Origin of the sequence: Maribellus comscasis (genome assembly GCF_009762775.1) — a bacterium.
Classification (GTDB): Bacteria; Bacteroidota; Bacteroidia; order Bacteroidales; family Prolixibacteraceae; genus Draconibacterium; species Draconibacterium comscasis.
Genome location: NZ_CP046401.1, coordinates 1,452,503 through 1,477,866 on the forward strand (window position 1 = coordinate 1,452,503; position 25,364 = coordinate 1,477,866).

The 25,364-nt window shown below is 38.9% G+C and carries 21 protein-coding genes; 16 read left to right on the top strand and 5 right to left on the bottom strand.

Annotated elements, in window-relative coordinates:
• From nrfD to GM418_RS06095, 16 genes are all read left to right on the top strand, one after another.
• Positions 1–1,362, top strand: a complete 1,362-nt coding sequence (gene nrfD / locus GM418_RS06020; RefSeq protein WP_158864153.1) for an NrfD/PsrC family molybdoenzyme membrane anchor subunit — start codon at positions 1–3, stop codon at positions 1,360–1,362.
• Positions 1,363–1,368: 6 nt separating this feature from the next.
• The gene (locus GM418_RS06025) at positions 1,369–2,250 is read left to right on the top strand and encodes a c-type cytochrome (protein WP_158864155.1); all 882 of its coding nucleotides are present in this window, start codon (positions 1,369–1,371) and stop codon (positions 2,248–2,250) included.
• A gap of 15 nt (positions 2,251–2,265) precedes the next feature.
• On the top strand, positions 2,266–2,457 hold the full coding sequence (gene ccoS, locus GM418_RS06030) for a cbb3-type cytochrome oxidase assembly protein CcoS (RefSeq protein ID WP_158864157.1): 192 nt from the start codon (positions 2,266–2,268) through the stop codon (positions 2,455–2,457).
• 8 nt (positions 2,458–2,465) lie between these two features.
• Positions 2,466–4,922, top strand: coding sequence for a cytochrome-c oxidase, cbb3-type subunit I (ccoN, locus tag GM418_RS06035; RefSeq protein WP_158864159.1), 2,457 nt, complete (start codon positions 2,466–2,468; stop codon positions 4,920–4,922).
• On the top strand, positions 4,906–5,100 hold the full coding sequence (locus GM418_RS06040) for a cbb3-type cytochrome c oxidase subunit 3 (RefSeq protein WP_158864161.1): 195 nt from the start codon (positions 4,906–4,908) through the stop codon (positions 5,098–5,100). The genes ccoN and GM418_RS06040 overlap by 17 nt, the downstream gene beginning before the upstream one ends.
• A 12-nt stretch (positions 5,101–5,112) precedes the next feature.
• Positions 5,113–5,685, top strand: coding sequence for a cbb3-type cytochrome c oxidase N-terminal domain-containing protein (locus tag GM418_RS06045; protein WP_158864163.1), 573 nt, complete (start codon positions 5,113–5,115; stop codon positions 5,683–5,685).
• A gap of 52 nt (positions 5,686–5,737) precedes the next feature.
• A complete protein-coding gene (gene ccoG / locus GM418_RS06050) occupies positions 5,738–7,102 on the top strand; it encodes a cytochrome c oxidase accessory protein CcoG (RefSeq protein WP_158864165.1) in 1,365 nt (454 codons plus the stop codon).
• 18 nt (positions 7,103–7,120) lie between these two features.
• Positions 7,121–7,561, top strand: coding sequence for a FixH family protein (locus GM418_RS06055; RefSeq protein ID WP_158864167.1), 441 nt, complete (start codon positions 7,121–7,123; stop codon positions 7,559–7,561).
• A gap of 25 nt (positions 7,562–7,586) precedes the next feature.
• On the top strand, positions 7,587–8,348 hold the full coding sequence (locus GM418_RS06060; protein ID WP_217447715.1) for a sulfite exporter TauE/SafE family protein: 762 nt from the start codon (positions 7,587–7,589) through the stop codon (positions 8,346–8,348).
• Positions 8,345–10,735, top strand: coding sequence for a heavy metal translocating P-type ATPase (locus GM418_RS06065; protein WP_158864169.1), 2,391 nt, complete (start codon positions 8,345–8,347; stop codon positions 10,733–10,735). The genes GM418_RS06060 and GM418_RS06065 overlap by 4 nt, the downstream gene beginning before the upstream one ends.
• A 292-nt stretch (positions 10,736–11,027) precedes the next feature.
• Positions 11,028–11,252 carry a DUF4492 domain-containing protein gene (locus GM418_RS06070; protein ID WP_158864171.1) on the top strand — a complete coding sequence of 75 codons (225 nt, stop codon included), beginning with the start codon at positions 11,028–11,030 and terminating at the stop codon, positions 11,250–11,252.
• 7 nt (positions 11,253–11,259) lie between these two features.
• A complete protein-coding gene (locus GM418_RS06075; RefSeq protein ID WP_158864173.1) occupies positions 11,260–12,816 on the top strand; it encodes a cytochrome ubiquinol oxidase subunit I in 1,557 nt (518 codons plus the stop codon).
• Positions 12,817–12,830: 14 nt separating this feature from the next.
• A complete protein-coding gene (gene cydB / locus GM418_RS06080) occupies positions 12,831–13,961 on the top strand; it encodes a cytochrome d ubiquinol oxidase subunit II (RefSeq protein ID WP_158864175.1) in 1,131 nt (376 codons plus the stop codon).
• A 279-nt stretch (positions 13,962–14,240) separates the two neighbouring features.
• Positions 14,241–15,119: a glycosyltransferase family 2 protein gene (locus GM418_RS06085; protein WP_217447716.1), complete on the top strand. Its 879-nt coding sequence runs from the start codon at positions 14,241–14,243 to the stop codon at positions 15,117–15,119.
• Positions 15,120–15,124: 5 nt separating this feature from the next.
• Entirely contained in the window at positions 15,125–17,194 is a 2,070-nt protein-coding gene (locus GM418_RS06090) for an LTA synthase family protein (RefSeq protein ID WP_158864177.1), read from the top strand.
• Entirely contained in the window at positions 17,191–18,612 is a 1,422-nt protein-coding gene (locus tag GM418_RS06095) for an ArnT family glycosyltransferase (protein WP_158864179.1), read from the top strand. Before GM418_RS06090 ends, GM418_RS06095 begins: the two co-directional genes overlap by 4 nt.
• 29 nt (positions 18,613–18,641) lie before the next feature.
• On the opposite strand, the gene GM418_RS06100 is transcribed toward GM418_RS06095, so the two are convergent.
• The 5 genes from GM418_RS06100 to GM418_RS06120 are packed head-to-tail and all read right to left on the bottom strand — an operon-like array spanning position 18,642 to position 25,251.
• Positions 18,642–19,400, bottom strand: a complete 759-nt coding sequence (locus GM418_RS06100; protein ID WP_158864181.1) for a class I SAM-dependent methyltransferase — start codon at positions 19,398–19,400, stop codon at positions 18,642–18,644.
• A 30-nt stretch (positions 19,401–19,430) separates the two neighbouring features.
• Positions 19,431–20,867 (bottom strand): glycosyltransferase, encoded by a 1,437-nt coding sequence (locus GM418_RS06105; protein ID WP_158864183.1) that lies wholly within the window; start codon positions 20,865–20,867, stop codon positions 19,431–19,433.
• Between the two features lie 9 nt (positions 20,868–20,876).
• On the bottom strand, positions 20,877–21,584 hold the full coding sequence (locus GM418_RS06110) for a VTC domain-containing protein (protein ID WP_158864185.1): 708 nt from the start codon (positions 21,582–21,584) through the stop codon (positions 20,877–20,879).
• A gap of 5 nt (positions 21,585–21,589) precedes the next feature.
• Positions 21,590–22,270, bottom strand: coding sequence for a DUF4956 domain-containing protein (locus GM418_RS06115; RefSeq protein WP_158864187.1), 681 nt, complete (start codon positions 22,268–22,270; stop codon positions 21,590–21,592).
• Between the two features lie 11 nt (positions 22,271–22,281).
• On the bottom strand, positions 22,282–25,251 hold the full coding sequence (locus GM418_RS06120) for a right-handed parallel beta-helix repeat-containing protein (protein WP_158864189.1): 2,970 nt from the start codon (positions 25,249–25,251) through the stop codon (positions 22,282–22,284).
• Positions 25,252–25,364: the final 113 nt, after the last annotated feature.

The following is a 25,364-nucleotide window of genomic DNA, read 5'->3' on the forward strand; positions in this document are numbered from 1 at the left end:
ATGAATACTATAAAGTCTCCGGAAGAATCGAGAAAAGTGTTGGACACGATATTTTCCGACCTGACACGTTCGATTACCCACAAGGATGAACTCACGCGTTTTTGGTTTTTTATACTAATTATGTTTGCCGGCGTTGGTTTGTGGGGATGGATCATACAAATCGACAAAGGACTTGGAGTAACCGGAATGCGGGATTATGTTTCGTGGGGAATGTACATTGCCAACTTTGTATTTTTTGTGGCGATAAGCTTAATCGGTTTTTTAATCAGCTCAGCACTTCACCTGTTAAAAATTTCATGGTCAAAACCTATCTCCCGCGTAGCTGAGCAAATAGCAATTGCCGGAGTTGCCCTTGCCGGAATCATTATTGTTATGGACATGGGGCGCCCTGACAGATTTCTGAATGTTTTTTTACATGGCAGATTTGCTTCTCCCATTATTTGGGACGTAACCGTTGTAACTACCTACTTAACCATTTCGGCGCTTTTGTTTTTCCTTCCTTTAATTCCTGATCTGGCACTTCTTCGCGACAGGATGACCGGAAAAGTTCCTACCTGGAAATTAAAAATATACACCATTTTAGCTTTGGGATGGAAGGGTAATCCAGAACAATACAAAACAGTTTACCATGCCATGCGGATACTAATGATCCTGATTATTCCGGTTGGTTTGTCAATTCATACCGTTACATCCTGGTTATTTGCAGCAACGCTGCGTTCGGGATGGGATACCACAATTATGGGACCTTACTTTGTGGCCGGAGCATTTGTGGCAGGAGCCGCGGCTGTTGTTATTCTAATGTATATTTACCGCCTCCGTTATGGTTTAAAAAATTATTTTGAAGATTTTCATTTTGATTATATGGGGAAATTACTGGTCTTTGTAAGTCTGGTTTACCTGTATTTTAACATCAACGAATTTCTGGTTCCGGGTTATAAAATGAAAACCGCTGAAGGTGTTCATTTACAAAATTTATTTACCGGAGCATTTGCTTCCATGTTCTGGCTGGTACAGGTTGCAGGTTTGATAATTCCCATCCTGCTGATGTTGATTAAATTTTTCAGAAAACCCTTACCATTAACTATTATTTCAGTAGTTGTGCTGATAGCTGCCTGGTTTAAACGATATCTTATTGTAATTCCAACCATGGAGCATCCGTTTCTGCCAGTTCAGAATGTTCCCGACTATTTTAAAAGTTATGCTCCTACAAGCATCGAAATAATGATCACATTATTCTCTGTATTTGCTGCACTTTTGATTATAACAGTTCTTGCCAAATTATTTCCGGTGATAACCATTTGGGAATATGCAGAAGAGAAAGGTGTGGATAAAAAATATTTTTCAAAACAACCAAAAAACTAAAAGGATATGAAAACAAAAGTAAATCGTTTGATGATTGGCATCCTGATGTTTTTGGCGCTTCCCGGAATGGGTCAGGATTGGCAGGTTCCGGCGGATCAGTTAAATATTGAAAATCCATCTTCGTATAATCTTGAAAATGTAAAAAAGGGGAAGGACCTGTATTTACAAAACTGTAAATCGTGCCACGGAGACCCGGGAAAAAATAACCATCTTCCGCTTGTTCCTCCACCGCCGGATATTACTTCAGAACAAATGCAGGCAAATACCGATGGTGGTCTTTTTTATAAAATCACAAAAGGACGGGGAGGAATGCCTCAGTTTGAAACCACCATTTCGGCAGACGACCGCTGGCGTTTGATTAATTTTATCAGAAACTACAATTCCGAAAACGAACAGCTTCTTATTGATGCGCCGCCGGTAAACGCAAAAATCCTGGCATCGGTAAATGAAGCAGATAAAAAAGTAGAGATATTAGCTGAATATGAAGACAAATCGGGCAATTATCAGCAACTGGAAAATGCCCCGGTTTTTATCAGCGCAAAAAAAGCTTTTGGCAACCTTTTATTAGGACAGGCTTTAACCGATAAAAATGGCCGCTCCGTTTTTTCTGTTCCGGAAACGGTTATCGGCGATGAAGAAGGGAATGTAACGATTGTTGTTACACTTGATGAAAATTACAAAGCAGATCAGGTTGTTCTGGAAGAAGCTAAAGTTGGAAAACCCAAAGAAGTGCCTCAACTCATACGAAAAGAAGTGCTGTGGTCGACCAACGAAAATGTACAAATCTGGTTGCTTCTCTCCTACCTCGGAGCTGCCGGTGCTGCTTGGATCGCCATTGGTTATGTTATCTTTCAGTTGGTAAAAATTAAACGATTCAGCAAACAATAATTCAAATCGCATCGCATGAACATTTTTTATTTATTGATAGGCGTAAGTTTGTTTGCCGCACTTATTTTTTTAGGTGTGTTTATCTGGGCGGTTCGCGACGGCCAGTTTGACGATAACGAGACTCCGGCTATCAGAATTTTGTTCGACGATGATTCTCCTTCCGGAGAAGAAGAAAAAAAAGAGGAAAGTAAAAAACAAACGAGTTAAACTATATTATGGAAAATCAGAAGTTTTATTACGACAACAAAACAGTAAAGTTGTTTATCCTCGCTACCATTATTTGGGGAGTAGTTGGGATACTTGTCGGGATATTGGCGGCATTGCAGCTGGCCTTTCCAGCTTTTAATTTCGGATTGGAATATACCACTTTTGGCCGGATAAGACCACTTCATACCAACGCGATTATTTTTGCATTTGTTGGAAATGCCATTTTTGCGGGGGTATATTATTCCATGCAAAAGCTGCTAAAAACAAGAATGTTTAGTGACCGGCTTAGTAAGATTAACTTCTGGGGATGGCAGTTGATTATTGTTTTGGCTGCGGTAACGTTTGTTTTGGGTATTTCAACAGCAAAAGAATACGCGGAACTCGAATGGCCGATCGACATATTAATTGCAGTGGTTTGGGTTATTTTTGGCTGGAATATGATTGGAACCATTCTGAAAAGACGTGTCCAGCATATTTACGCAGCTATCTGGTGGTACATTGCCACTTTTATTGGGGTTGCCATATTACACGTGGTTAACTCTTTCGAACTGCCAATCTCGCTTACCAAAAGTTATTCAATTTACGCAGGCGCACAGGATGCCGTCGTTCAGTGGTGGTACGGCCATAACGCTGTAGCCTTTTTCCTGACAACCCCTTTTCTTGGCTTGATGTACTATTATCTGCCCAAAGCAGCCAACCGGCCAATTTATTCATACAAACTTTCCATTATTCATTTTTGGTCACTCATTTTCCTGTACATGTGGGCAGGGCCTCATCATCTTTTGTATCAGGCACTACCTGAATGGGCACAGGCATTGGGTGTTACCTTCTCCATTATGTTGATTGCACCATCGTGGGGCGGTATGATAAATGGTTTACTTACGCTCCGGGGAGCATGGGATAAAGTTCGCGACAGTGCTGCATTAAAATTCTTTGTAGTTGCCGTTACCGCTTACGGTATGTCTACATTTGAAGGACCAATGATGTCATTAAAAAGTGTAAACCAAATCACCCATTTCACCGATTGGACTATCGCTCACGTTCATATCGGCGGAATGGGATGGAACGGCGGATTGGTTTTTGGGATGCTCTACTGGCTGATTCCAAAACTATTCAAAACCAAACTTTTTTCTGAAAAGCTTGCCAACATTCACTTCTGGATGTCGACACTTGCCATTTTAATTTATGCAATACCATTGTACTGGTCGGCAGTAACACAGTGGTTAATGTGGCGCGAATATACACCGGAAGGCTACCTGGCTTACCCCAACTTTCTGGAAACACTAACGCAAATCCTCCCGATGTACACGGTACGAATTCTTGCTGGCGTGCTTTTTCTTGGCGGGTTTCTGGTCATGTCATTTAACCTTTTCAAAACGATGGCAACCGGTAAAGTTGAGGACAATGAAGCAGCCGAAGCACCGGCTCTTGTTCCTGCCGGCCCAAGGAATCCGGTGCAGGAAACTGTTCACCGTTGGATGGAACGTAAAGGAGTACGTTTTTCTGTCTGGGTATTTATAGCCCTGGTTATTGGTGGCGCAGTGGAAATTATTCCTATGATTTTTATCAAGTCAAATGTTCCCACTATCGACTCGGTAAAACCCTATACGCCGCTGGAACTGGAAGGACGTGATATTTATATTTCGGAAGGATGCTATGTATGTCATTCACAAATGGTTCGCCCTTTCCGCTGGGAAACCGACCGTTATGGTGAATATTCCAAAATTGGTGAATTTGTTTATGATCACCCTTACCAGTGGGGTTCGCGCCGCACAGGCCCCGACCTGGGACGTGCGGGAGTAGTGGGAGGACCGATGTATAAAAATGCCGCCTGGCATTACAATCACTTTTTGGATCCGCAGAAAATGAATGAACAATCCATAATGCCCAATTATGCCTGGTTTGCAGAAAAAGATGTTGATCTGGAAATGACTCCTAAAAAAATCAGGGCAATGCAAACCCTGGGAGTCCCTTACGAAGAGGGTTACGATCAAAAAGCCATTGACGACTATATGATTCAGGCAAAAATTATTGTTGATGATTTAAAAGCATCGGGAATTGAAATTGAACCAACCAAACAGATGGTAGCCATGATTGCTTATATGCATAAATTGGGAAAAGATATTTCAGTGCCGGTTGAACAGGAAACAGCAACTTCCGGGGAAATAACAAAAGAAAGTGTTGAACTTTTATCATCACAAGCTGATCTGGATGCGGCAAAACAAATTTTTCAAACCACCTGTGTCGTATGCCACGGCTCCGATGGGAAAGGGATAGCTACTTTCCCCAGTCTGGTAGATGATGAATGGATAAACGGAAATCAGCCGGAACAGGTTTATACTTCCATTGCAAACGGGAATGTTGCCAAAGGAATGATTGCCTACAAAAACCAGTACAACGAGGAGCAGATAACACAACTGGCAAGTTACATTTTATTAGTACTGAACAATGAAAATAGTAAGTAACCTACTTGAAAATATTGAAGGAATCCGGATTTATTATATCATTGGATTACTGATTTTTGTGATCCTTTTTATTGTGATTTTTATTCGAACGATGAAAAGATCAAATACTGAAATGGAGGACATAAAAAATTCGATCCTTCATGACAATACAACAGAAAAAACTTTACATCATAATTAAAAAAACAAAGAGATGGCAAACGAAAATTACCAAATCGACGAGCATGAAGACAACATTACGGAGCATGATTATGATGGGATTAAAGAACTCGACAATCCGCCGCCTCGATGGATAATGGCTCTTTTTTATATTACAATTGGTTTTTCAATCATTTACGGAGCATATTATTTCTGGCTTGGAGTAGGAGATCATCAGGATGCTGAATATGCAAAAAAATCGCAACGCCACGATGAAAAATACCAAATGGTAAGTCTTTCGGCTGCTGATTTGGCCTGGTTAACCGACGACACTTCCCTTCAGGAAGGAAAAACCATTTACAACGAAATGAATTGTTTTGCCTGTCATGGAATGAATGGAGAAGGAAATGCCATCGGACCAAATTTAACCGATAAATACTGGTTAAACGGCTGTGATTTTGAGAGTATTTTCAACATCATAAAAAACGGAAACCCGGCAAAAGGGATGACCGCTTTTAAGGGCCAGATTAGTGATGAAAAAATTCAAAAGGTAGCCAGCTATGTGCATACATTAAAAGGAACTTCGCCTGCAAATGCAAAAGAAGCACAAGGTGAAGCCTGTGAATAAAATATAAAAACAGGGAATTTATTTTCCCTTTTTTTGACCGCAAATCGAACATATGTCAATTGCAGAGCTTTCATTTCGCGACCGCCCCATAAACATGGACGCAAAAGGCAGCCGAAAATGGGTATACGCAAAAAAGCCATCGGGGAAATGGTACAGACGGCGTACACTTTTTAGCTGGTTTCTTTTGCTTTTTTGGATTGCAGTACCATGGATTCGCGTAAACGAAAATCCTTTAATTCTGTTGGATATTGCCAACCGGAAATTTATCATTTTTGGAGCAATATTCTGGGCACAAGACACCTTTATCCTAGCCCTTCTTATGCTTTCCTTTGTGCTGTTTATTGTTCTCTTTACGGTTACATTTGGCAGAATCTGGTGCGGCTGGGCATGCCCGCAAACCATTTTCCTCGAAATGATTTTCCGGAAAATTGAATACCTCATCGAAGGAGATTATAAAAAAAGATACAAACTCGACCAGGGCCCCTGGACAGGCGAAAAAATCTTAAAAAAAACACTAAAACACGGCCTGTTTATTTTTATCGCCATTGCGATGACCAATGTTTTTCTGATGTGGTTTACCGGTAGCGAAAGATGGTTGGAATTGGTAAGGGAACCCTTCCGGCAGAACCTTTCCGGATTTATAGTTATGATCGTTGTTTCAGGCGTTTTCTACTGGATATATTCTTTTTTCAGGGAACAGGTTTGCACAATGGTCTGCCCGTATGGCAGAATGCAGGGAGTGCTGCTCGATTCCAATTCCATTGTAGTTTCTTATGACTACAAACGGGGAGAACCACGGGGAACCAAAAATGAAGGCGATTGTATCGACTGTCACCAGTGTGTGTCGGTATGCCCCACCGGTATCGATATCAGAAATGGGACGCAGCTGGAATGTATTAATTGTACCGCATGTATCGACCAGTGCAACAAAATAATGCACATTACCAACAAAGCTCCCGGTTTAATCCGTTACGCTTCTGAAAAAACCATCAAAGAAGGACATGCTTCTGTATGGAATACCAGAAACCGGGCTTACTCCGTTGTTCTGCTGGTTATCTTCTCTTTTTTTATTTATACATTTGTATCTCGTCCGGTTATTGAAACAACCATTTTACGCACGCCCGGATTATTGTTTCAGGAAAACGGGGACAATACAATTTCAAATGTTTACAACCTTACAATCGTTAATAAAACACACGAGGAGATGCCGCTCGAAATCCGGCTTCTGTCACATAAAGGAAGAATACAAATGGCAGGAAATTCGATGATTGTAAAAGATCAGGGCCGGTTTGAATCAACATTTATTTTGTTTATTCCAAAAGAAGAACTAAATAGCGACAAAACCGAAGTTGAATTCGGTATTTTTAACAATAACGAATTAATTGAGACATACAAAGCTACATTTGTCAGTCCGTAAACTTAAAAATAGTGTGAGATGAAATGGAATTGGGGAACGGGAATTTTTATTTTTTTGACTTTGTTTTTAATGGCTTCTGCCGGTTTTATCATTTTCGCAATAAATCAGGATGTAAACCTTGTTCACAGGGATTATTATGAAAAAGGTGTGGATTATACTGAACAGATGAATGTAAATGCCCGATCGGTGCCCTACAAAAATGCGCTTAACGTTAATTTACAAAACGATGTTTTTCAAATTGATATTGATGATCTGCTGGCTGCTAAAATCGATTCCGGAAATGTACTTCTGTTCCGGCCATCGAGCAGCAAAAACGATGTTTTAATTTCTTTAAACAAACAGGCAAAAACGATTCAAATATCAAAAGACGAACTCATCAACGGGAGATACATTTTAAAATTTTCGTGGTATTCCGAAGGATTAAGATACGAACTGGACCGACCAGTAAATATTCAATAAAAAAATTTTCAGCAATTAAGTACAAATGACAATTTTACTTTCAGCTTTTTTACTTGGCTTAATGGGAAGCTTCCACTGTGCCGGAATGTGTGGCCCGATTGCAATAGCTCTTCCGCTGCACGGAAACACCGTTTCTCAAAAAATATTTGGCGGGGCCTTGTATAATATCGGAAGAACACTCACTTACGGGATTATGGGTGCTGTTTTTGGCCTGCTTGGCCAGGGAATTCAAATGATTGGCTTTCAGCAAAAAGTATCGGTACTGATGGGTGGAGTAATGATAGTCTCAGTACTTTTCCCGGCCTTATTTCGTAATCAGTATTCTCTTGATAAAAGTTGGTTTTCTGTTGTTGGGAAACTTAAAAAATCCATTGGTCAGCTATTTACTATCCGCTCATTTTCAAGCCTGTTTTTTATTGGATTGTTAAACGGCCTGCTTCCCTGCGGCTTGGTTTATATGGCTATTGCTGGAGCCATCGGGGTAGGAAATGTAGGCGAAGGTTCATTGTACATGATTCTTTTCGGGCTGGGCACAATTCCCATGTTGCTGGCAATTTCTCTGGCCGGTAATGTAATGAGCCTGACTGTTCGAAAAAGAATCAATCGACTTATTCCGGTTTTGGTGCTTGTGGTTGGACTGCTTTTTATCCTGCGTGGGCTGAGTCTGGGAATTCCGTATTTAAGTCCGCCCAAACAAAAAATAGAACAAAAATTTGAAAAAAGCCTTGAAAAAAATTCAGCAAACCTGCATTGGGATTCCAAACCGGAGTACTGTTCAATAAAATGAATTCAGAAACAAACAATAACTGTATACACTGCGGAGCCGACTGCGGGAAAATTCCGGTAACCTGGAACGACAAAAAATTTTGTTGCAACGGTTGTAAAACGGTTTACCAGTTACTGAACGAAAACAAACTTTATAATTACTATCAGCTTGAAGAAAGCCCGGGTATAAAAGTTGAAACTACCGAATTCGGGAATAAATATGCATTTTTGGATAATGAAGAGGTAAAGCAAAAACTCATTTCATTTTCTGAAAGCGGAATTTCAAAAGTAAAATTCTTTATCCCGGTTATTCATTGCGCCTCATGCATCTGGCTTTTGGAAAACCTAAAAACCCTGCACAAAGGAATCAAATATTCCTTTGTAAATTTTACCCGAAAGGAAGTAGATGTTACTTTTGACGAATCCGTGATTTCATTACGTCAGGTAGTGGAATTGTTAAGTTCTATTCACTACATTCCTGACCTTTCGCAAAATCCTTCTGAGAAAAATCAGGAGAAACATTCCTATAAAAAACTGCTGTATAAAATAGGCGTGGCCGGCTTTGTTTTTATTAACGTGATGACCTATAGTTTGCCGGCTTATTTTAACGGCGAACCGCTAAGTGACAAGCTACAGCATCTTTTTAACATTTTAAGCTATATTCTTGTAATTCCCGTAGCTTTTTACAGTGGCAGCGATTATTACATTTCGGCGTTCAAAAACCTGTTGAAAAAAAACATCAGTATCGATCTGCCCATCGCATTGGGAATAATTGTTCTTTTTCTTGTAAGCAGTTACGAAGTCTTTTTCACCGGCGGTCCCGGGTATTGCGACAGCCTTTCAGGACTTATCTTTTTTCTTTTGGTAGGAAAATGGTACCAGGGAAAAACTTATGAAGCACTATCGTTTGAACGAAACTACAAATCATACTTCCCTATTGCCGTCACAAAAATCAATAAACAAATTGAAGAAAGTATTCTGCTCGAAAAAATAGAAGTTGGCGATGAGTTGATTATCCGTAACAAAGAGTTGATTCCTGCCGACTCAGAACTGGCTGATGGCGAAGGACAAATCGACTACAGCTTTGTAACCGGCGAATCGAGCCCGGTGGTAAAAAAGTCGGGTGACTTTATTTACGCCGGCGGAAGGCAAATGGGCGGAATTATAAAAGTAAAAGTAAAAAAAGAGGTGAACCAAAGCCACCTGACCAAACTGTGGAACCAGGACAAAACCTATAAAAAACCTTCAGATTCACTAAAATCACTCTCCGATAAAATCAGCCGGTACTTTACACTTATTGTTATTGCCATCGCTATAAGCGGATTCGCCTACTGGATGTTCAAAGGTGAAACCCGTACTGCTATTTTTGTATTTACTGCCGTTTTAATTGTGGCGTGTCCTTGTGCTCTGGCATTATCTATTCCATTTACTTTTGGAAATACGATGCGCATTTTTGGCAAATCGGGCCTCTATATAAAAAATACGGATGTAATTGAAAAACTATCTCACATTACAGCCATTGTTTTTGATAAAACCGGAACACTTACTCAGCCAAATAAAAATAAAATTGAATTTACAGGGAGCAAACTTTCAAAATCTGAAACGGATGCGGTCTTCTCGCTTGCAAAACAATCGACTCACCCGCTGAGTAATGCAGTTGCAAACTCGCTTGAACACGCCGAATACATAAAACCGGAACATTTTGTTGAAGTTGCCGGTCGGGGAATTTTTGGAAAGGTAAACAAACTGGAAATAAAAATCGGTTCGGAAGAATATGTAAGTAGCCGGGCTCCGGCAGAAAAGGTTGAATCATCAATGGTTTATGTTTCAATAAACAACAAAATTGCGGGGTATTTTACAATAAGTAATCTTTACAGGAATGGAATCGATTCCGTATTAAAATCGTTACAAAAACAATTTAAGTTGTTTCTTATATCGGGCGATAACAATGCAGAAGCCCAAAATCTTTCAGAATATTTCGAGGGAGATAAAATGCATTTTAATCAAAAACCGGGAGACAAAGCAGAACTTATTCAGCAATTGCAGCAACAAGGTGAAACGATATTAATGACCGGCGACGGATTAAACGATGCGGGGGCACTAATGCAAAGCGATGTTGCGCTTACTGTTGCCGACAAAGTGTACCATTTTGCTCCTGCCAGCGATGCCGTTATGGAAGCCGGCCAATTCCAACGCCTGGCAAAATTTATCAGTTTTACGAAAACTTCACTCAACATTGTTAAACTTAGTTTTACCATTTCTTTTTTCTACAACATTATTGGAATTGCTTTTGCCATCACCGGAAACTTATCTCCTATCGTGGCTGCCATTCTTATGCCCATCAGTTCGGTTTCAGTAGTTGCTTTTGCAACATTTGCCACCCGTTTGGCCGGCAGGGTAAAATTGTAAAAAACATTCGCTCCAATAATTCAACTTTTCCCCGACACAAAAAAGCATATAAAAAACTGCCTGTCAAAAACTTAATACAACAAATACCATTTTCATTTAAAACATAAAATACATTCCCACAAAAGAATTGGTTTAATTTGCAATAAAAACACTTTTTCATCCTTTTTAAATCTCAATATTAATGCCTAATTTAGAATAGTTCTAAGAACTTTTCTATCAAACATATGTTAAAAAATACATAATAAAAAACCATCGTGTGCTTCAAATAAGGTATTTTTAAAGGGAATTAAGCATGAACAGGCAAAATATTCTTTTAAGGATTTGGAAGTTTTATATCAGTGGATTTAAAAACATGAGTAATTGGGGGCGACAAGTTTGGCTAATTATCCTGGTTAAACTTTTTATCATGTTTGTAATCCTTCGAATTTTCTTTTTCCCTGATTTTCTGAAATCAAACTTTGATACTGACAAAGAAAGAAGTGAACATGTACTTGATGTTTTGACTAAATCAAAATGAAAAAATAATGATTGAAATTGCTGATGTATCTTTAGTTGACTGGTCGAGGGCACAATTTGCGCTCACGGCCATGTATCACTGGATTTTTGTTCCGCTAACCCTTGGTATTACTTTCATTATTGCGTTTATGGAAACGCTTTATGTTAAAACCGGAAAGGAGGAGTGGAAAAAAATTACCAAGTTTTGGATGACTCTGTTTGGAATAAACTTTGCCATTGGGGTTGCTACCGGAATTATTCTTGAATTTGAATTTGGAACCAACTGGTCGAACTACTCCTGGTTTGTTGGAGACATTTTTGGAGCACCGCTGGCAATTGAAGGAATTCTGGCGTTTTTTATGGAATCAACCTTTATTGCCATCATGTTTTTTGGGTGGAATAAAGTAAGTAAAAAAACCCACTTGCTGGCTACCTGGCTCACCGCAATCGGCGCCAACCTTTCTGCACTCTGGATTCTGGTTGCCAACGGCTGGATGCAAAAACCGGTGGGAATGATTTTTAACCCTGAAACTGCGCGTAATGAGATGGATAATTTCTGGGAGGTACTCTTTTCTCAAACCGCTGTAGACAAGTGGTTACATGCTACTTCATCCGGGTTTGTGCTTGCCTCAGTTTTTGTGATTGGCATCTCAGCATGGTATCTCTTAAAAAACAGAGAAATTATGCTTGCCAAAAAGAGCATCCTCGTTGCAGCTGTTTTTGGATTAATTTCGTCGGTATACCTAGTTATGACCGGAGACAATTCCACGAGAACCATTGCCAACGACCAGAATATGAAATTTGCCGCCCTTGAAGGATTGTACAATGGAAGCGAAGGAGCTGGTCTGGTTGCAATTGGCGTTTTTACCGAGTCGGAAACGGATCCGCAAAATGAAAACTTAAAGGACTTCAGTATGAAACTTGAAATCCCAAATTTTCTTTCTTACATGGCCTTTCTCGACTGGAATGCCTTTGTACCTGGAATAAACGACCTGATAAACGGAAATGAAAAATATGGTTACATGCCGGCAACCGAAAAGATTGAACGCGGTAAAGTTGCCATTCAAAAGCTTGGCGAATTTAAAAATGCAAAAAAAGCCGGAAATGACCAGCTGGCCAACGCTCTAAAAACGGAATTAACCAGCGCCGGTTTTCAGGAAGACTATTTTAAATACTTTGGCTATGGCTATTTTGACGACCCGCAGGATTTAGTTCCCAATGTCCCGCTAACGTTCTACAGTTTTCATGTAATGGTCTTACTCGGGTTCTTTTTTATACTGCTGTTTGTTCTGTCGCTCCTTTATATCGTAAAAGGAACATTCGATAAAAAACGGTGGTTTATGCGACTGGCTATTATTGCCATACCGCTTGCATACATTGCCGGACAGGCAGGCTGGATTGTTGCCGAAGTAGGACGTCAACCATGGGTAGTACAGGATTTGATGCCAACAATGGCCGCAGTTACCAGAATTAGTGCGGGCTCGGTTCAAACAACATTCTGGTTATTTGCAGTTCTCTTTACAGTTCTGCTGATTGCTGAGCTGAAAATTATGTTCCGTCAGATTAAAATTGGACCAAAACATTAACAGGAGGAAAAATCATGTTTGAAAATATATCACATTTAGGATTACAACAATATTGGTGGGTACTGGTTTCTGTACTCGGAGCACTTTTTGTTTTCCTCACCTTTGTTCAGGGTGGTCAGACCCTTCTTTATTCCGTTGGAAAAACAGAAGGAGAAAAAACGATTATCTTAAATACTTTGGGAAGAAAATGGGAATTTACATTTACTACGCTGGTAACCTTCGGAGGCGCATTTTTTGCGTCATTTCCTCTTTTCTACTCCACAAGTTTTGGCGGTGCTTACTGGGTTTGGCTGGCCATTCTGGCGGCATTTGTGATCCAGGCAGTAGCATATGAATACCGAAAAAAACCGGCAAATTTACTTGGTTCCAAAACTTTTGAAATTTTTCTGGTTTTAAACGGATTACTCGGAACGATTCTCGTTGGAACAGCAGTTGGCACATTTTTTAACGGAGCAATGTTTTCGCTAAACGATATGAACCAGGTGGATTGGCAAACCCCATTCCGTGGCTTGGAAGCTGTCCTCACTTTTCACAATGTGGCACTTGGCCTTGCGGTATTTTTCCTTTCGCGTGTATTGGGAGCACTGTACTTTATTTTTACTGTCGACCACGAAACTATAGTAACACGTGCGAAAAAGCAGTTACTATACAATACGGTTCCCTTCCTCGTATTCTTTCTCTATTTTCTGATTTGGCTTCTTTTAAAAGAAGGATTTGCTGTTAATCCTGACACTGGCGAAGTGTTTATGGAAAAATACAAATACCTGCACAACGTTTTGCAAATGCCATTAAATACTGCAATTTTACTGGTTGGAGTTGTTGGTGTTTTATGGGGAATCATATCCACGCTGTTTATGAAAAGTGAAAAAGGTTTTTGGTTTGCCGGCACAGGAACTGTTCTAACTGTATTTGCGCTGTTTTTAATTGCCGGATTGAACAACACTTCATTTTATCCGTCGATTTATGATTTACAATCTTCTCTTACGATTCAAAATGCTTCATCCAGCAAATTTACGCTAACAACCATGAGTTATGTTTCACTTTTAATTCCGTTTGTTTTGGCTTACATCGTCTATTTCTGGAGAATTATGAACCGGAAGAAAATTTCGGAAGAAGAGATGAACAAAGAATCGCACGCTTACTAGCACAAATACCAAATCTTAAAAAGATTGAGCATTAATATAGTTTGAAATTTGAACATTGAAATCTGAAAAATTATGCATACCGAAGCCATATTATGGATGTTAAGCTGGCCAGTCTTAATCATTATATCCTACCAAATCGTAAAACTGGTTGTAAAAAAATATGAAAGTAAATTAGAATCAGGGGACGACTCAGAATAAATTTAAAAAGTTGTTTCAGAATTCAGGAAAGTTTGGATCTTAATTTATTTCAGAATCTAAAATTGCAGGTACAATTAAAAAATGAAGATCCTGAATCCGGTTCAGAAGAATGAGCTAGAATTTTGGAACAACTTTTTCTTTTCCTTTTTCAGGAAAAATAATGCTTATACCTTTTATTTTCTTGCTATTTTTACCGTCCAAAAATCAGAACAGATGGTTAACGGAAAAAAGGTAGTTGTTGTTCTTCCGGCATACAATGCTTCTAAAACACTAAAAATCACCTATAACGAAATTGATTTTTCAATTGTTGATGACGTCATTCTTGTTGACGACTTAAGCAAGGATGATACGGTAGAAGTAGGCAAAAAGCTGGGGATTAAACATATTGTTGTTCATGAACAAAACAAAGGATACGGTGGCAACCAGAAATCGTGTTACAACAAAGCACTTGAACTGGGTGCCGATATCGTGATTATGCTCCATCCTGATTATCAATATACTCCGAAACTGATTCCAGCAATGACACATCTGCTGGCCAGCGGATTATACCATGTGGTTTTAGGCTCCCGAATTCTGGGGAAAGGTGCCTTAAAAGGAGGGATGCCGCTTGTAAAATGGATTGCCAACCGCGGACTTACGCTTTTCCAGAATATTTTGATGAACGCTAAACTTTCGGAATACCACACCGGTTACCGTGCTTTTACGCGTGAAGTACTCGAGAGTGTAAACTACAATGCCAATTCTGATAATTTTGTGTTTGACAACCAGATGCTGGCTCAAATTTGGTATGCTGGTTACGAAATCTCCGAAATCACATGTCCCACCAAGTATTTCGATGATGCTTCGAGTATCAACTTTAAAAACAGCAGCGTTTACGGGATCGGTGTTTTGAAGACTTCGATCCAGTATCGGCTACAGAAGTGGGGAGTCGCAAAAAATAAAATTTTCCAAGCCCGGTAACAGCTATGTTCTCAAACAAGTATTGGCGATATAGTTTACTTGTTCTTCCCTTACTGTTTTTGTGGGGAGGGCTAAGTATACATATCGCAAAATATGGGAATGATCCCAACTATGTTTATCTCGCAAATTCTATCGCAATTGCGAATGGAGAAAGTGTAGGCTATCACGATCATCCGGGGACAACCGTTATGCAAATAGGAGCTGTTAGCATTGCGGTGAAACACTGGTTCTCAAATTCATCCGACGAAAAAATTGTTACACATGTATTAAAAGAGCCACTGCTTTTTATGGATGCCATCCAACATGTTTTGGTTGTGATGAATTTTTTGATTCTGCTGTTTCTTGGCTTTTTTGTTTTGAAAAAAACAAATTCTGTGTGGACTGCACTTCTCTTTCAAATTACCGGCTTTTTAAGTGCGAATACACTTGATCATATTTGGACAAAAGTGGAACCTGAACCGGTTTTGTTTTTTATCACCTGTATTTATGTTATTACAATTCTCTATTTCTATTTTTCAGAAAATAAAAATAAGTTCCAATATGTGATTGTATTTTCGCTGATAATTGGAGCGGGATTGGCAACCAAGGCAACCTTTCTCCCTCTAATCGCCCTCCCGTTGATAATTATTCCGTCAACGAAGAGGAAACTGATTTTTATAGCTGGTGTTATTATTTCTTTTGTACTTTTTACCATTCCTGCCATTCCCGAGTACAAACACATGTATTACTGGTTTCGCGATTTAACAAACCACACCGGAAAATACGGACAGGGGGAAAAAGGATTTATCGATATTTCCACGTATTTACCAAACATGCTCGAACTTCTGAAAAATAATCCGGTATTTGGTATTGTAACAGGACTGGGGATTTTGACCGTGGCGCTGTGTTTTTTTCTAAAAGTTCACAAAAAAAATGAAAGAGCAAACACATGGGATTTAAAAATACTGGCAGGTTTGATTGCTGCGAATATTATGGGAGTTTTGGTTGTCTCAAAACATTATATCGTTCATCCCGACCATTATCTTATACCTGAACTTCTTTTAACCGGAATCACCATCTTTTTTATCCTGAGAATTTTGCTAAAATCGCATAAAATTGTTTTACCTGCTATTGTTATTGGCTTAGCTGTTTTTCTGGCTTTTACGCAACCTCAAAAACTCAAATATGCCGACTACGGATATAAAATTACCAACGAAGAACTGGATTCAACGGAACTGATGCTGGAAAGAGATTACGCGGAGTATACAAAAATTTACTACTATCCTAATTCTCTTAACAAATATTCTGCACTGAAATTTGGCGATGTCTATTCAAAAAACAGGTTGTTACCTTATTTAAAGAATTTGTATCCCAACACTTACCTCTACAACCATAACCACGGAATGTTTCAAAACTGGAATGCAAAGGTTTCTTTGGAAAATATCGTTGAATTCAATGGAAACAAAATCCTTCTGATAGGCGGGCCAAAAGATAAAAATGCATTAAATGAGTTGGAAAACAAAGGAATACCATTAAACGAAATTTATAAAGGGCGCGTCCAGGTAATTTATGAACTCGATACATTAAGACTTTTAAATACCACGTCTGTAAAAGATACAGAAGTTGTTGATTCCTGTGATTTTGAAACTACAACAAAAGATGGCCGTCTTTTTCTGGGGACAAACGGGAAACCTTTTGGCAACGCCTCCACCCGCACGGAAGAAGTATTTAAGTCGGGAAAACACGCAGTTAAAGTGGATTCGCATACAGAATTTGCCATAGAATATTTTCTTGATGGTTTAAAGAACGGGGAGATTTATGAAGTGACTATCTGGCGAAAAACCGATAACAACAGTGCCCGTTTGGTGGTTGGCTCTGTTGAGCCTGATCTTTTTTACGACGCCCAAAATGATTATCTTACGACCGATGAAAACGGGTGGGAATTTTTGCGGCTGGAATTCCGGGTAACACCGGAAATGGAAAATAAAACATTAAAGATTTATATTTGGAATAAAGATAAAAAACAAGCATATTTTGATGATTTGACCATTCGAAGAATATCAGATAAGCAGGACTTTGACACGGCAGCAAAGTGAAAAACAAAATCGAAAAAATAGAAAACCGGCTGTTTGCAGTACCTTTGCTTTTTGTGGCGATAGTAAAATTTCCGCATTTAAGCCTGCCCTACTTTTGGGACGAAGCCTGGTCATATTTTCCTGCTGTTTACAAAATGTACGAAACCGGTCCGGGGCTACTTCCGGGAGCTTTGCCCTTATGGGATGCCAAGGGACACCCACTGTTTTTTTTCTTTTTGTCGTCGTCGTGGATGCAGTTGGTTGGAACTTCTGTTTTTTGGGTACACGTTTTACCTTTCCTTATTTCGCTGGCTACTTTAACGGCTCTTTTTTTTGTGGTAAAAAAACATACCAACCTGTGGGCTGCAAATATTGCCGTATTATTATTTAGTGTACAGTCGCTGTTTTTGGCGCAGGCAACCATGCTTCTTCCCGAAATGCTAATTACACTGCTATTTTTGCTTGCTATCAATTCATATTTAAATCAAAAATATCTGGCATTTGCAATTTGGTCATCAGTAATGGTTTTAACCAAAGAAACCAGCATTGTTTTTGTTGGTGGATTTTTACTTTACCACCTGGCTGTTTACCTCAAACCCGGAAAAGAGTCACGAAAATATATTCTTGAAAGTCTTCTTATTCTGCTGCCAATTCTTGTATATGGCGGCTTCCTTATTCTTCACAAAAAAGAATTTGGTTCTTTCTTTTTTCAGGAACACACCGGTTATATTCAATTAAGTTTTGTTTCCATTATAAATAAGTTAAAAATTGCCACCGGGATTATTTTCACACGTTACGGAAGAAATGTTATTTTGCTGGCTGTAGTGGTGGCGCTTGTTTATCTCTTGCTCAAAAAGAAAAAACTGAAAAACAAAAATTTACTGGCCCTTCTGGTTTTTCAAACTGTTATTTTTCTTCTTTTCTCGGCACTTAATTTTTATACACAGCGGTATATGCTGGTACTACTGGCACTCTTTGTGATTATAGCCGGTGTTTTACTGGAGCAGGTGAGGTTCAAAAAAATGATTGTAAATGGCTCAATACTTGCCTTAATTTTAGCTGTTCCCCTCTTTTATACTTTTACAAAAAAGTCGAGTGCCGACAGTAATATGGGATATGTTCAGGTAGTAAAAGTACACCAGGAAATGGTAAAATACTGCGAGGAGCAGGCCTGGCAAGATGAACCGATTGCTGCCAGTTTTAACCTTATTTTTTGTTTGAGGAACCCACATCTTGGTTATGTATCCAACAGGAAGGGCTTTTCAAATGTAGTGAATCTTGATAAGTTTAAGGACGCCGGCATTTTTATAAATGAATGCACATCTTATGGAGTCGAATCTCAACTGGATTCTATAAAATCCGAAAATAAAATGGTAAAGGAATTCCGGCTAAAACATGCCTGGGGCGAAATTTATACAAATCAAACTGTAAAACAGTAATTTTCAGGATTAACTGTCACCCAAAAAAATTAAACTTTCCTGATTACGATGGTGACAAACATTGACATTTGTTTTGAAATTCCGGAGAGGCATTTATCTGCAAGTTTAAAAAAGCCATAGGAAAACCCAGGCACCAGCGACTTGAAGGAAACACCTCCGCTAAGCAAATATCGAAAGGGGGTATGATAATTTAAATGATGTAATTTCAGGTTGGGAAATTTTGAGTTAAAAACGTCACTATCCCTTTCAAAAACAATCCAGGGCAGCGCTCCGTTTGCTCCACTCAGGGGACCCGATGACGGGATGGTCCAGTTCCCATCAACATCAAAAGGTTCATGGTGAAAATTTTTGTAGATAAATCGCCCCCACAAACTATTGGCAGGTTCTATCATTATAAGCAATCCGTCTTTTTTCAGCACCCTGCTTACTTCGGATAAAAACCGGCCGGCATCCGGAATATGATGAAAAGTATCAATCATAAAGATGGAGCTGATTTCGTTGTTATCAAACGGCATGTCGAGGGCAGAGAAAGTAAGATCGTTTGAAGGTAAATCCAGAACGTCGGCGCACAAAACATCAGGATCAAGTTCTTTCAAAAACCCTCCTCCCGAACCGACTTCAATCACCTTTCCTGTTGGCAATTGCGGCTTTCGTTTTAACAATACGTCATACCACTCCCGGTATAGCCGCCGAAGAAAAACCTTTTCCCGAATAATTTCACCGTGAAAAACCGTTCTTTCCGGAGAATCCAACTCATATGGAATATCATATTTCAAAAAACTCAACATAACTTTATGGATGTTCGGTAAAGCCCAACACTATTTAAATTTAATTTTAAAAAGTGCAAACCACCACATTTTTAAAAGAAGTAAACCGTGTTTAAACCTTGAAATATTGGTATCTCCATACTTTCTTTCCTGGTATCTTATGGGCATATCAACTATTTTAAGATTGAGTTTAAAGGCCCCAAAAAGTAAATCAAAATCGCCAAAGGGGTCAAAATCACCAAAATAAGACCGGTTAGCCGCGAGTTTTTCGTAATCTTTTCGAAACATCACTTTTGTCCCACACAATGTATCTTTTACAGGTTGTTCAAGCAACCAGCTAAAAGCAGCGCTAAAAAATTTATTACCAAGCGTATTCAGAAAACGCATTGCATTTTTTTCCAAAGGATAAATAAGACGGGTTCCATTAATAAATCCTCCCTTGTTTTGTGCAAGCGCATTATAAAACTTTGGCAACTGTTCAGGGGGGACAGTCAAATCCGCATCCAGAATCATCAAAATATCACCTTTTGCAATACTGTAACCTGCTCTTACCGCATCGCCTTTTCCCTTACCGGGCTGCTGTAATATTTTAATATCGTGTGTTTCTTTATATTTTTCTTTTATCTCCTGAATTTTCGCCCAGGTATCGTCGGTGGAGTTTCCTTCAACAAAAATAATTTCCAGGTGCTTACCAAACCGGGGCAGTCGTAAAATGGCATTTTCAATATTCCCACTTTCGTTTCTTGCCGGAATAAGCACGGAAGTAGAATATTTGTCACTTACTTCTTCCTGTTTTACATCCACAATGGGGCGGGCAAAAGTGTATTGATTCAGGGCGAACCAGTTAAAAAAAGGAAGACGGGAAACAAATTTATTTAAAAAGGCCGACAAAAGCGGGATATAAAACGGGAAAAGCATTGACGAATTCTGTTTGTAAGTTTCAAAGCCCGACAAAAACAAAAGGTTCGACAAATCTTTAGCCGATATCCAGCTCTGCTTTGGTCCTTTCTTTTTTATTCCTATAAATTCGGCAAACTTTATAAACGGCTCCCAAAAACTATTATAGTAAGTAATGATTATTTTGGTTTCGTTGTGGCAAATGTTATGCAGTCCCTGAAACACTTCCTGTATATCTACCAGGTAACCAATTAAATTTGACAAAATAACAACATCAAATTTTTTCTCCAGTTGAATGTCCTCTGCCGGGGCGCAAATAAAATCGACTGATGGAAATTGTCTTTTTGCCTCTTCAATCATTTTCTCACTGAAATCAATCCCCGTTTTTTCCTTTCCGTCTATTTTTCCAAGCAATTCTCCGGTTCCGCAACCAATTTCAACAACAGATGCATTTTTGTGAACAAAAAAGCTGACATACTCGGTTATACTGTCCCAATAATAACTTTTACTTTTCCGGTATTTGATTCTTGACGCTGCGATTTTATCAAAATACGCTCTGAGTTCCTGTTTCTTCTCTTTATAAATATCCATTCTGTTTTCTTACAAGGCAATTTCATTTTTAAAATGGCTCATGCCGGCTACAAATTTCGAATTTTTATCTAAACGAAAAGGAAACTGGTTGCTTATTTTTTCTGCCTCCCGGTCAAATTCCTGATCGTACTTTAACTCAATCACTGTTTTTAATCTTTCTTTGCAGGAATGCTGCAAATTATTCCAGGTGGGTCTGAGGTTGTAGTATTCCATTTCAGTATCTGTTGTAATTCGGAATTTCTTATCGAGCGTTGTAAAATAATTTCTGAAATAGGAATTAAACAAAACCGGTTGCAAGCCCTTAAGTTTTTCAGAAACTTCAAGCGGTAAGCCGGCTTCGGAAAATAACTGTTTTAATGTACTTGAATCAAAAAATCGCTCATCGAAAAGAAAAGAAGGTACAGGATATGATTTTTTTGTTCCGGTTAATCCCTTTTTTATTTTAAACTCAAGAATTGGAGAAGCAATCTCTCCAAACTGATTGTCATACCACCGCAAGCGAACTTTCCACCGGTCACCGTGTCCGAAAAGGTTATCAAAATAACAATCCAGACCCGGCGTATCAAAATAAATATTATTCACCCGGCGCGGCACAAAAGCTGGAACAAAAAAAGCACTGTTACGCTTAACAACAGCTTCAGCAGCGGGCCCGGAGGAGCCTTCCGCTATAAATTTTCTTTCGTATCTGTAGGTTGTTAATTCGGTATACCCGTCCATAACGCTTAAAACGAATTATTGTCGACAAACGAAATCCGAATTTCCGGGTTTATTTCGTTCAGCCGTATTTTGAATTGCTGAAGGTCGTCGGTCTTTTTAATTTCAATCCAGAAAGCCGCTTCAATTAAATCAGCTGTTTCGTCGTAGCGCACCAGTTTTGAGGCTTTAAAAATTTCCCGCACAACGGAATCAATATTCTCAAGACCAGGTTTTCTTTCGCCTGTGCTGCTCACGGTCAGATATAAATTTTGTTTGCGCGTTTTTGCTGAAGTCAGATATCGAACCCAAATAATAGCCAGCAATACAATTGCTCCGACTACTGTAACAATACGTTGGTTGGCCCCCATTCCCAAACCAATGGCAATGGTAAAAAAGAGGTAAGCCAATTCTTCGGGCTCTTTTATAGCCGAACGAAAACGTACAATGGATAGCGCCCCTACCAATCCCAGCGAAAGAGCAAGTGAAGATTTTACAATAGAAATTATAAGCATGGTTGTAAACGCAATCAAAAAGAAATTTGCTCCAAATGCTTTTCTACCTGATAAGCTTTTGGCACAACGTGAATAGGTAAATTCCAGAATGAGTGACAATACAAGAATAATGATTGCATTAATTACAAAATCCCAGATAGAAATTTGTGCATTTTCGGTAATCAGAAACCGCTGAAATAGATTCCACTTGTCCATTTTAGATATTTTTATTGATATAGTTTTTCTACTAACTTTTTTTCTTTCCCGTAAATGGGTTTTCCATTTAATGTAAGAACCGATCCCTCTTCAATTTGATGAAAAATCATGTTCTTTTTTAATTTTAAATTCTCAATCACAATCTTTCCCGGGCCATATTCCGGTTTCTTTACAAAAGCAACCAGCCCGTAAACCGTTTGATTCATTTCAATTTTATCCAGCACCAGTTCCGACAAATCTTTTGATGCTACACCAATATTGGCTTTATCAATTTTACAATCAGTAACGGTTAAAAAGGAATGCTCTCCACCCGAAATGGCTTTGTCGTTGATTTTATACATCTCGCATCCGGAAATTTTGATCTGACTGCCCGAAAAATCGATGGCATCATTTCCCGTATTTTTAAACAAACAATTTTTTACTTCGCCGCTACAAAAATCAGAATCAAATGCATCAGCAAATGTATTTTCAAAGCGACAGTTTTCCACATAAAAATCAGAACGAACAATATTCAGGGCATCGTCGCAATTAACATTGGAGGCAAAAACAGAGTTTTTAATTTCAACATCAGCTTCATAAAACGAAACAGCTGCCGGCGTTTGCCAGCCTCCTTTTTGCAGGTTACTTAAGTTCTGAAACTCAACAAAATTCAGTACCGATTTTCCGGCAGGCTGAATGATATTAAATCCTTGTGCCGACTTATCGCCTGAAAATATTTTCACAGGCTCAGCAGAGGTACCCTGCATTTTCACGGGGACAAATGAAAAGAATCCGGCTCCGTTTGTCAAATTCATCTTTGTGCCGGGCATAAACACAACTTCTTTTACTGCTGAAGGGATCACAACATCCGAACTGAAGGTATAACTTCCCTCAAAAATTATTCTCCCGTCAGTTACAGGAAAATTCGATGCCGCTCTCTTTTCTGCAATTTGTCTGGTCGTTAATCCAGATGAATACTTCCAGGGATGTACCTCTGTTTCGTACATCTCGTCATCTACTGAAAAAAGAATTTTTTCGGGAACACCTTTTATTGGAATAGAAATACGACTGGCATTAACTCCGTTAAAAGGTTCAAGTGAAGGCTCCGGTTCAAAATTTTCCGGTAATTGGTTGTTCAAAAATGCCCCAACTACTTTTACCCTGCCGTTATGAAAATTGAGTACATCTACCTGCTTCCTGTCCCGGTTGAAATATGCGTGAACCATTAACGGGATCAAATTTGGATTGACAGCGGTAGTATACTCTTTTCTGTATTTACCGGATTTTACAGCTGCAACCGCTTCCCCCAGCTTATCAACATTTTTTTGAATGTTTGAAATATTCTCCTGAATCCATTTTGCCTGTTCTTCAATGTATCCAAAATCGAAACGATAATAAGGAAATTCCTTTCGAATTACAGAAGCAAGTGAATCCCCCTCATTTTTATATGATAAAATGATATTATCAACAAATTCCGATGAACTGTATTTTTCAAGATAATTCACATATTTTTTGTTAAATAAACTATCGGAAAAAACCTGAAAAAGCATCAGTTCCTCTTTTTTTAAAGATTGCATCCAGTTGGGATCAACCATCCCTGAAACGGGTTCATCAAACCGTTTGTAAATTCCACCTTCAATATAACCGTCAAATGCAACAGGTTCGAGTAAACAGGTAACCGGATTAAAGTAAAAACGCTGATTGTGCCAGGTAAAGCCGTGATATGCCTGGGTTAAATCAATTAGCGCGTAGTATTTCGCCAGCTTATCAAGGTCAAAAACCATGGACACCGGCAGTGTTCTGTTTTTATATTGAAGTATTAGTTTTTGTGCCTCCTCCAGCGCGTTCACCATCAATGAATTGGCCATAATTTGTCCTTCTTTAAAAGGAACCGCCGCCGCTGCGTTAAAAAAATCGATGTCCCACTCCCGTTTTGTCATTTTAGTTTCAAGCACCTGCTGCCAGAAAATCGATTCATCAAACCTGATGATCGGGCCTTCCCTTCGGTTCCTGCTTTCAACAAGTTGTTTCTCAAAGTGTTCTTCCCAGGCATAAATTCCCAGCGAACGATCATTTATTCGTAAAGGAACAAAACCATATCGGGTGGTAAGCACCTCCTCCTGTTCAAATATTTTGTGTGACAGCCATTCATATAAAAAATTACGGGTTGAGGGATTTTGAACTGAAAAGGTTCGCATGTGTTTCCAGGCAAAGCCTTTTTTTAGTTTTATCCGGAATGACCATTTTTCACCTTGCAGATGATCCAGCAAATCACCTTTTAAGCGATATCTGCCATTAAAAAATTGATTGTCGCCAAACAAAACCAGGTTTGAATAATCCTCGTCAGAGTTAAACAGCAATGTTGTTTCGAATGCCTCATGTCGTTTCTGTTTGAGCTTTTCAAAATCAGTATCTTCTACATACATCAGCAGTGAATTTTCTCCTGTATATTCAGGATAATTTTTTCTATTGCTGAGAACAATCTGAAGATCGTCAAAATAAACAGTATCACTGCTGTTGTTCCAGACAAATATTTTCACCTTCCCCGAATAAAAATTAGGAGGGACAAAGTATTCAACAAAAATCTTTTGCCAACCATTCTGTTCTTCCAGTACATGTTTCCCGGCCTGATAAAAACCGTTTCCTCCGTCAATTACGACAACCCCGCCATCGTTTTTGCTTTTTCTCCAGGCGGTCACCTGTATATAATCATCCGCCTTCACATTTTCAATATCCACGGTTAATCCATAAGGTCTGCCGGGAAACAGTTTCGAAGAATATTTTCCAGAATAGGCAAAATCATCGGATTGAGTTTCCACATTCTGGAAGTAAATGTCGTTGCCCAAGGTTTCAGTAAATTGCCCCTTTTCTGCATTAACCACTTCAACATCACATAAAAATAGTGTCCTCGTGTCTTTTTCTTCTTCTGTTTTTTCAGAAGAACACGAAAAAATTATTAAAAATGAAAAAGCGAGTATTGCCGGATATATAAAAACTTTCATCAATAAATCGTATGGGGCAAATGTAACAATTCATTAATGTTTTTTTTATTATTTTGTAATGCTTTTACTTTCAAAGCACCAATTAATAATTATTGACTAAGCCTTAAAAAACA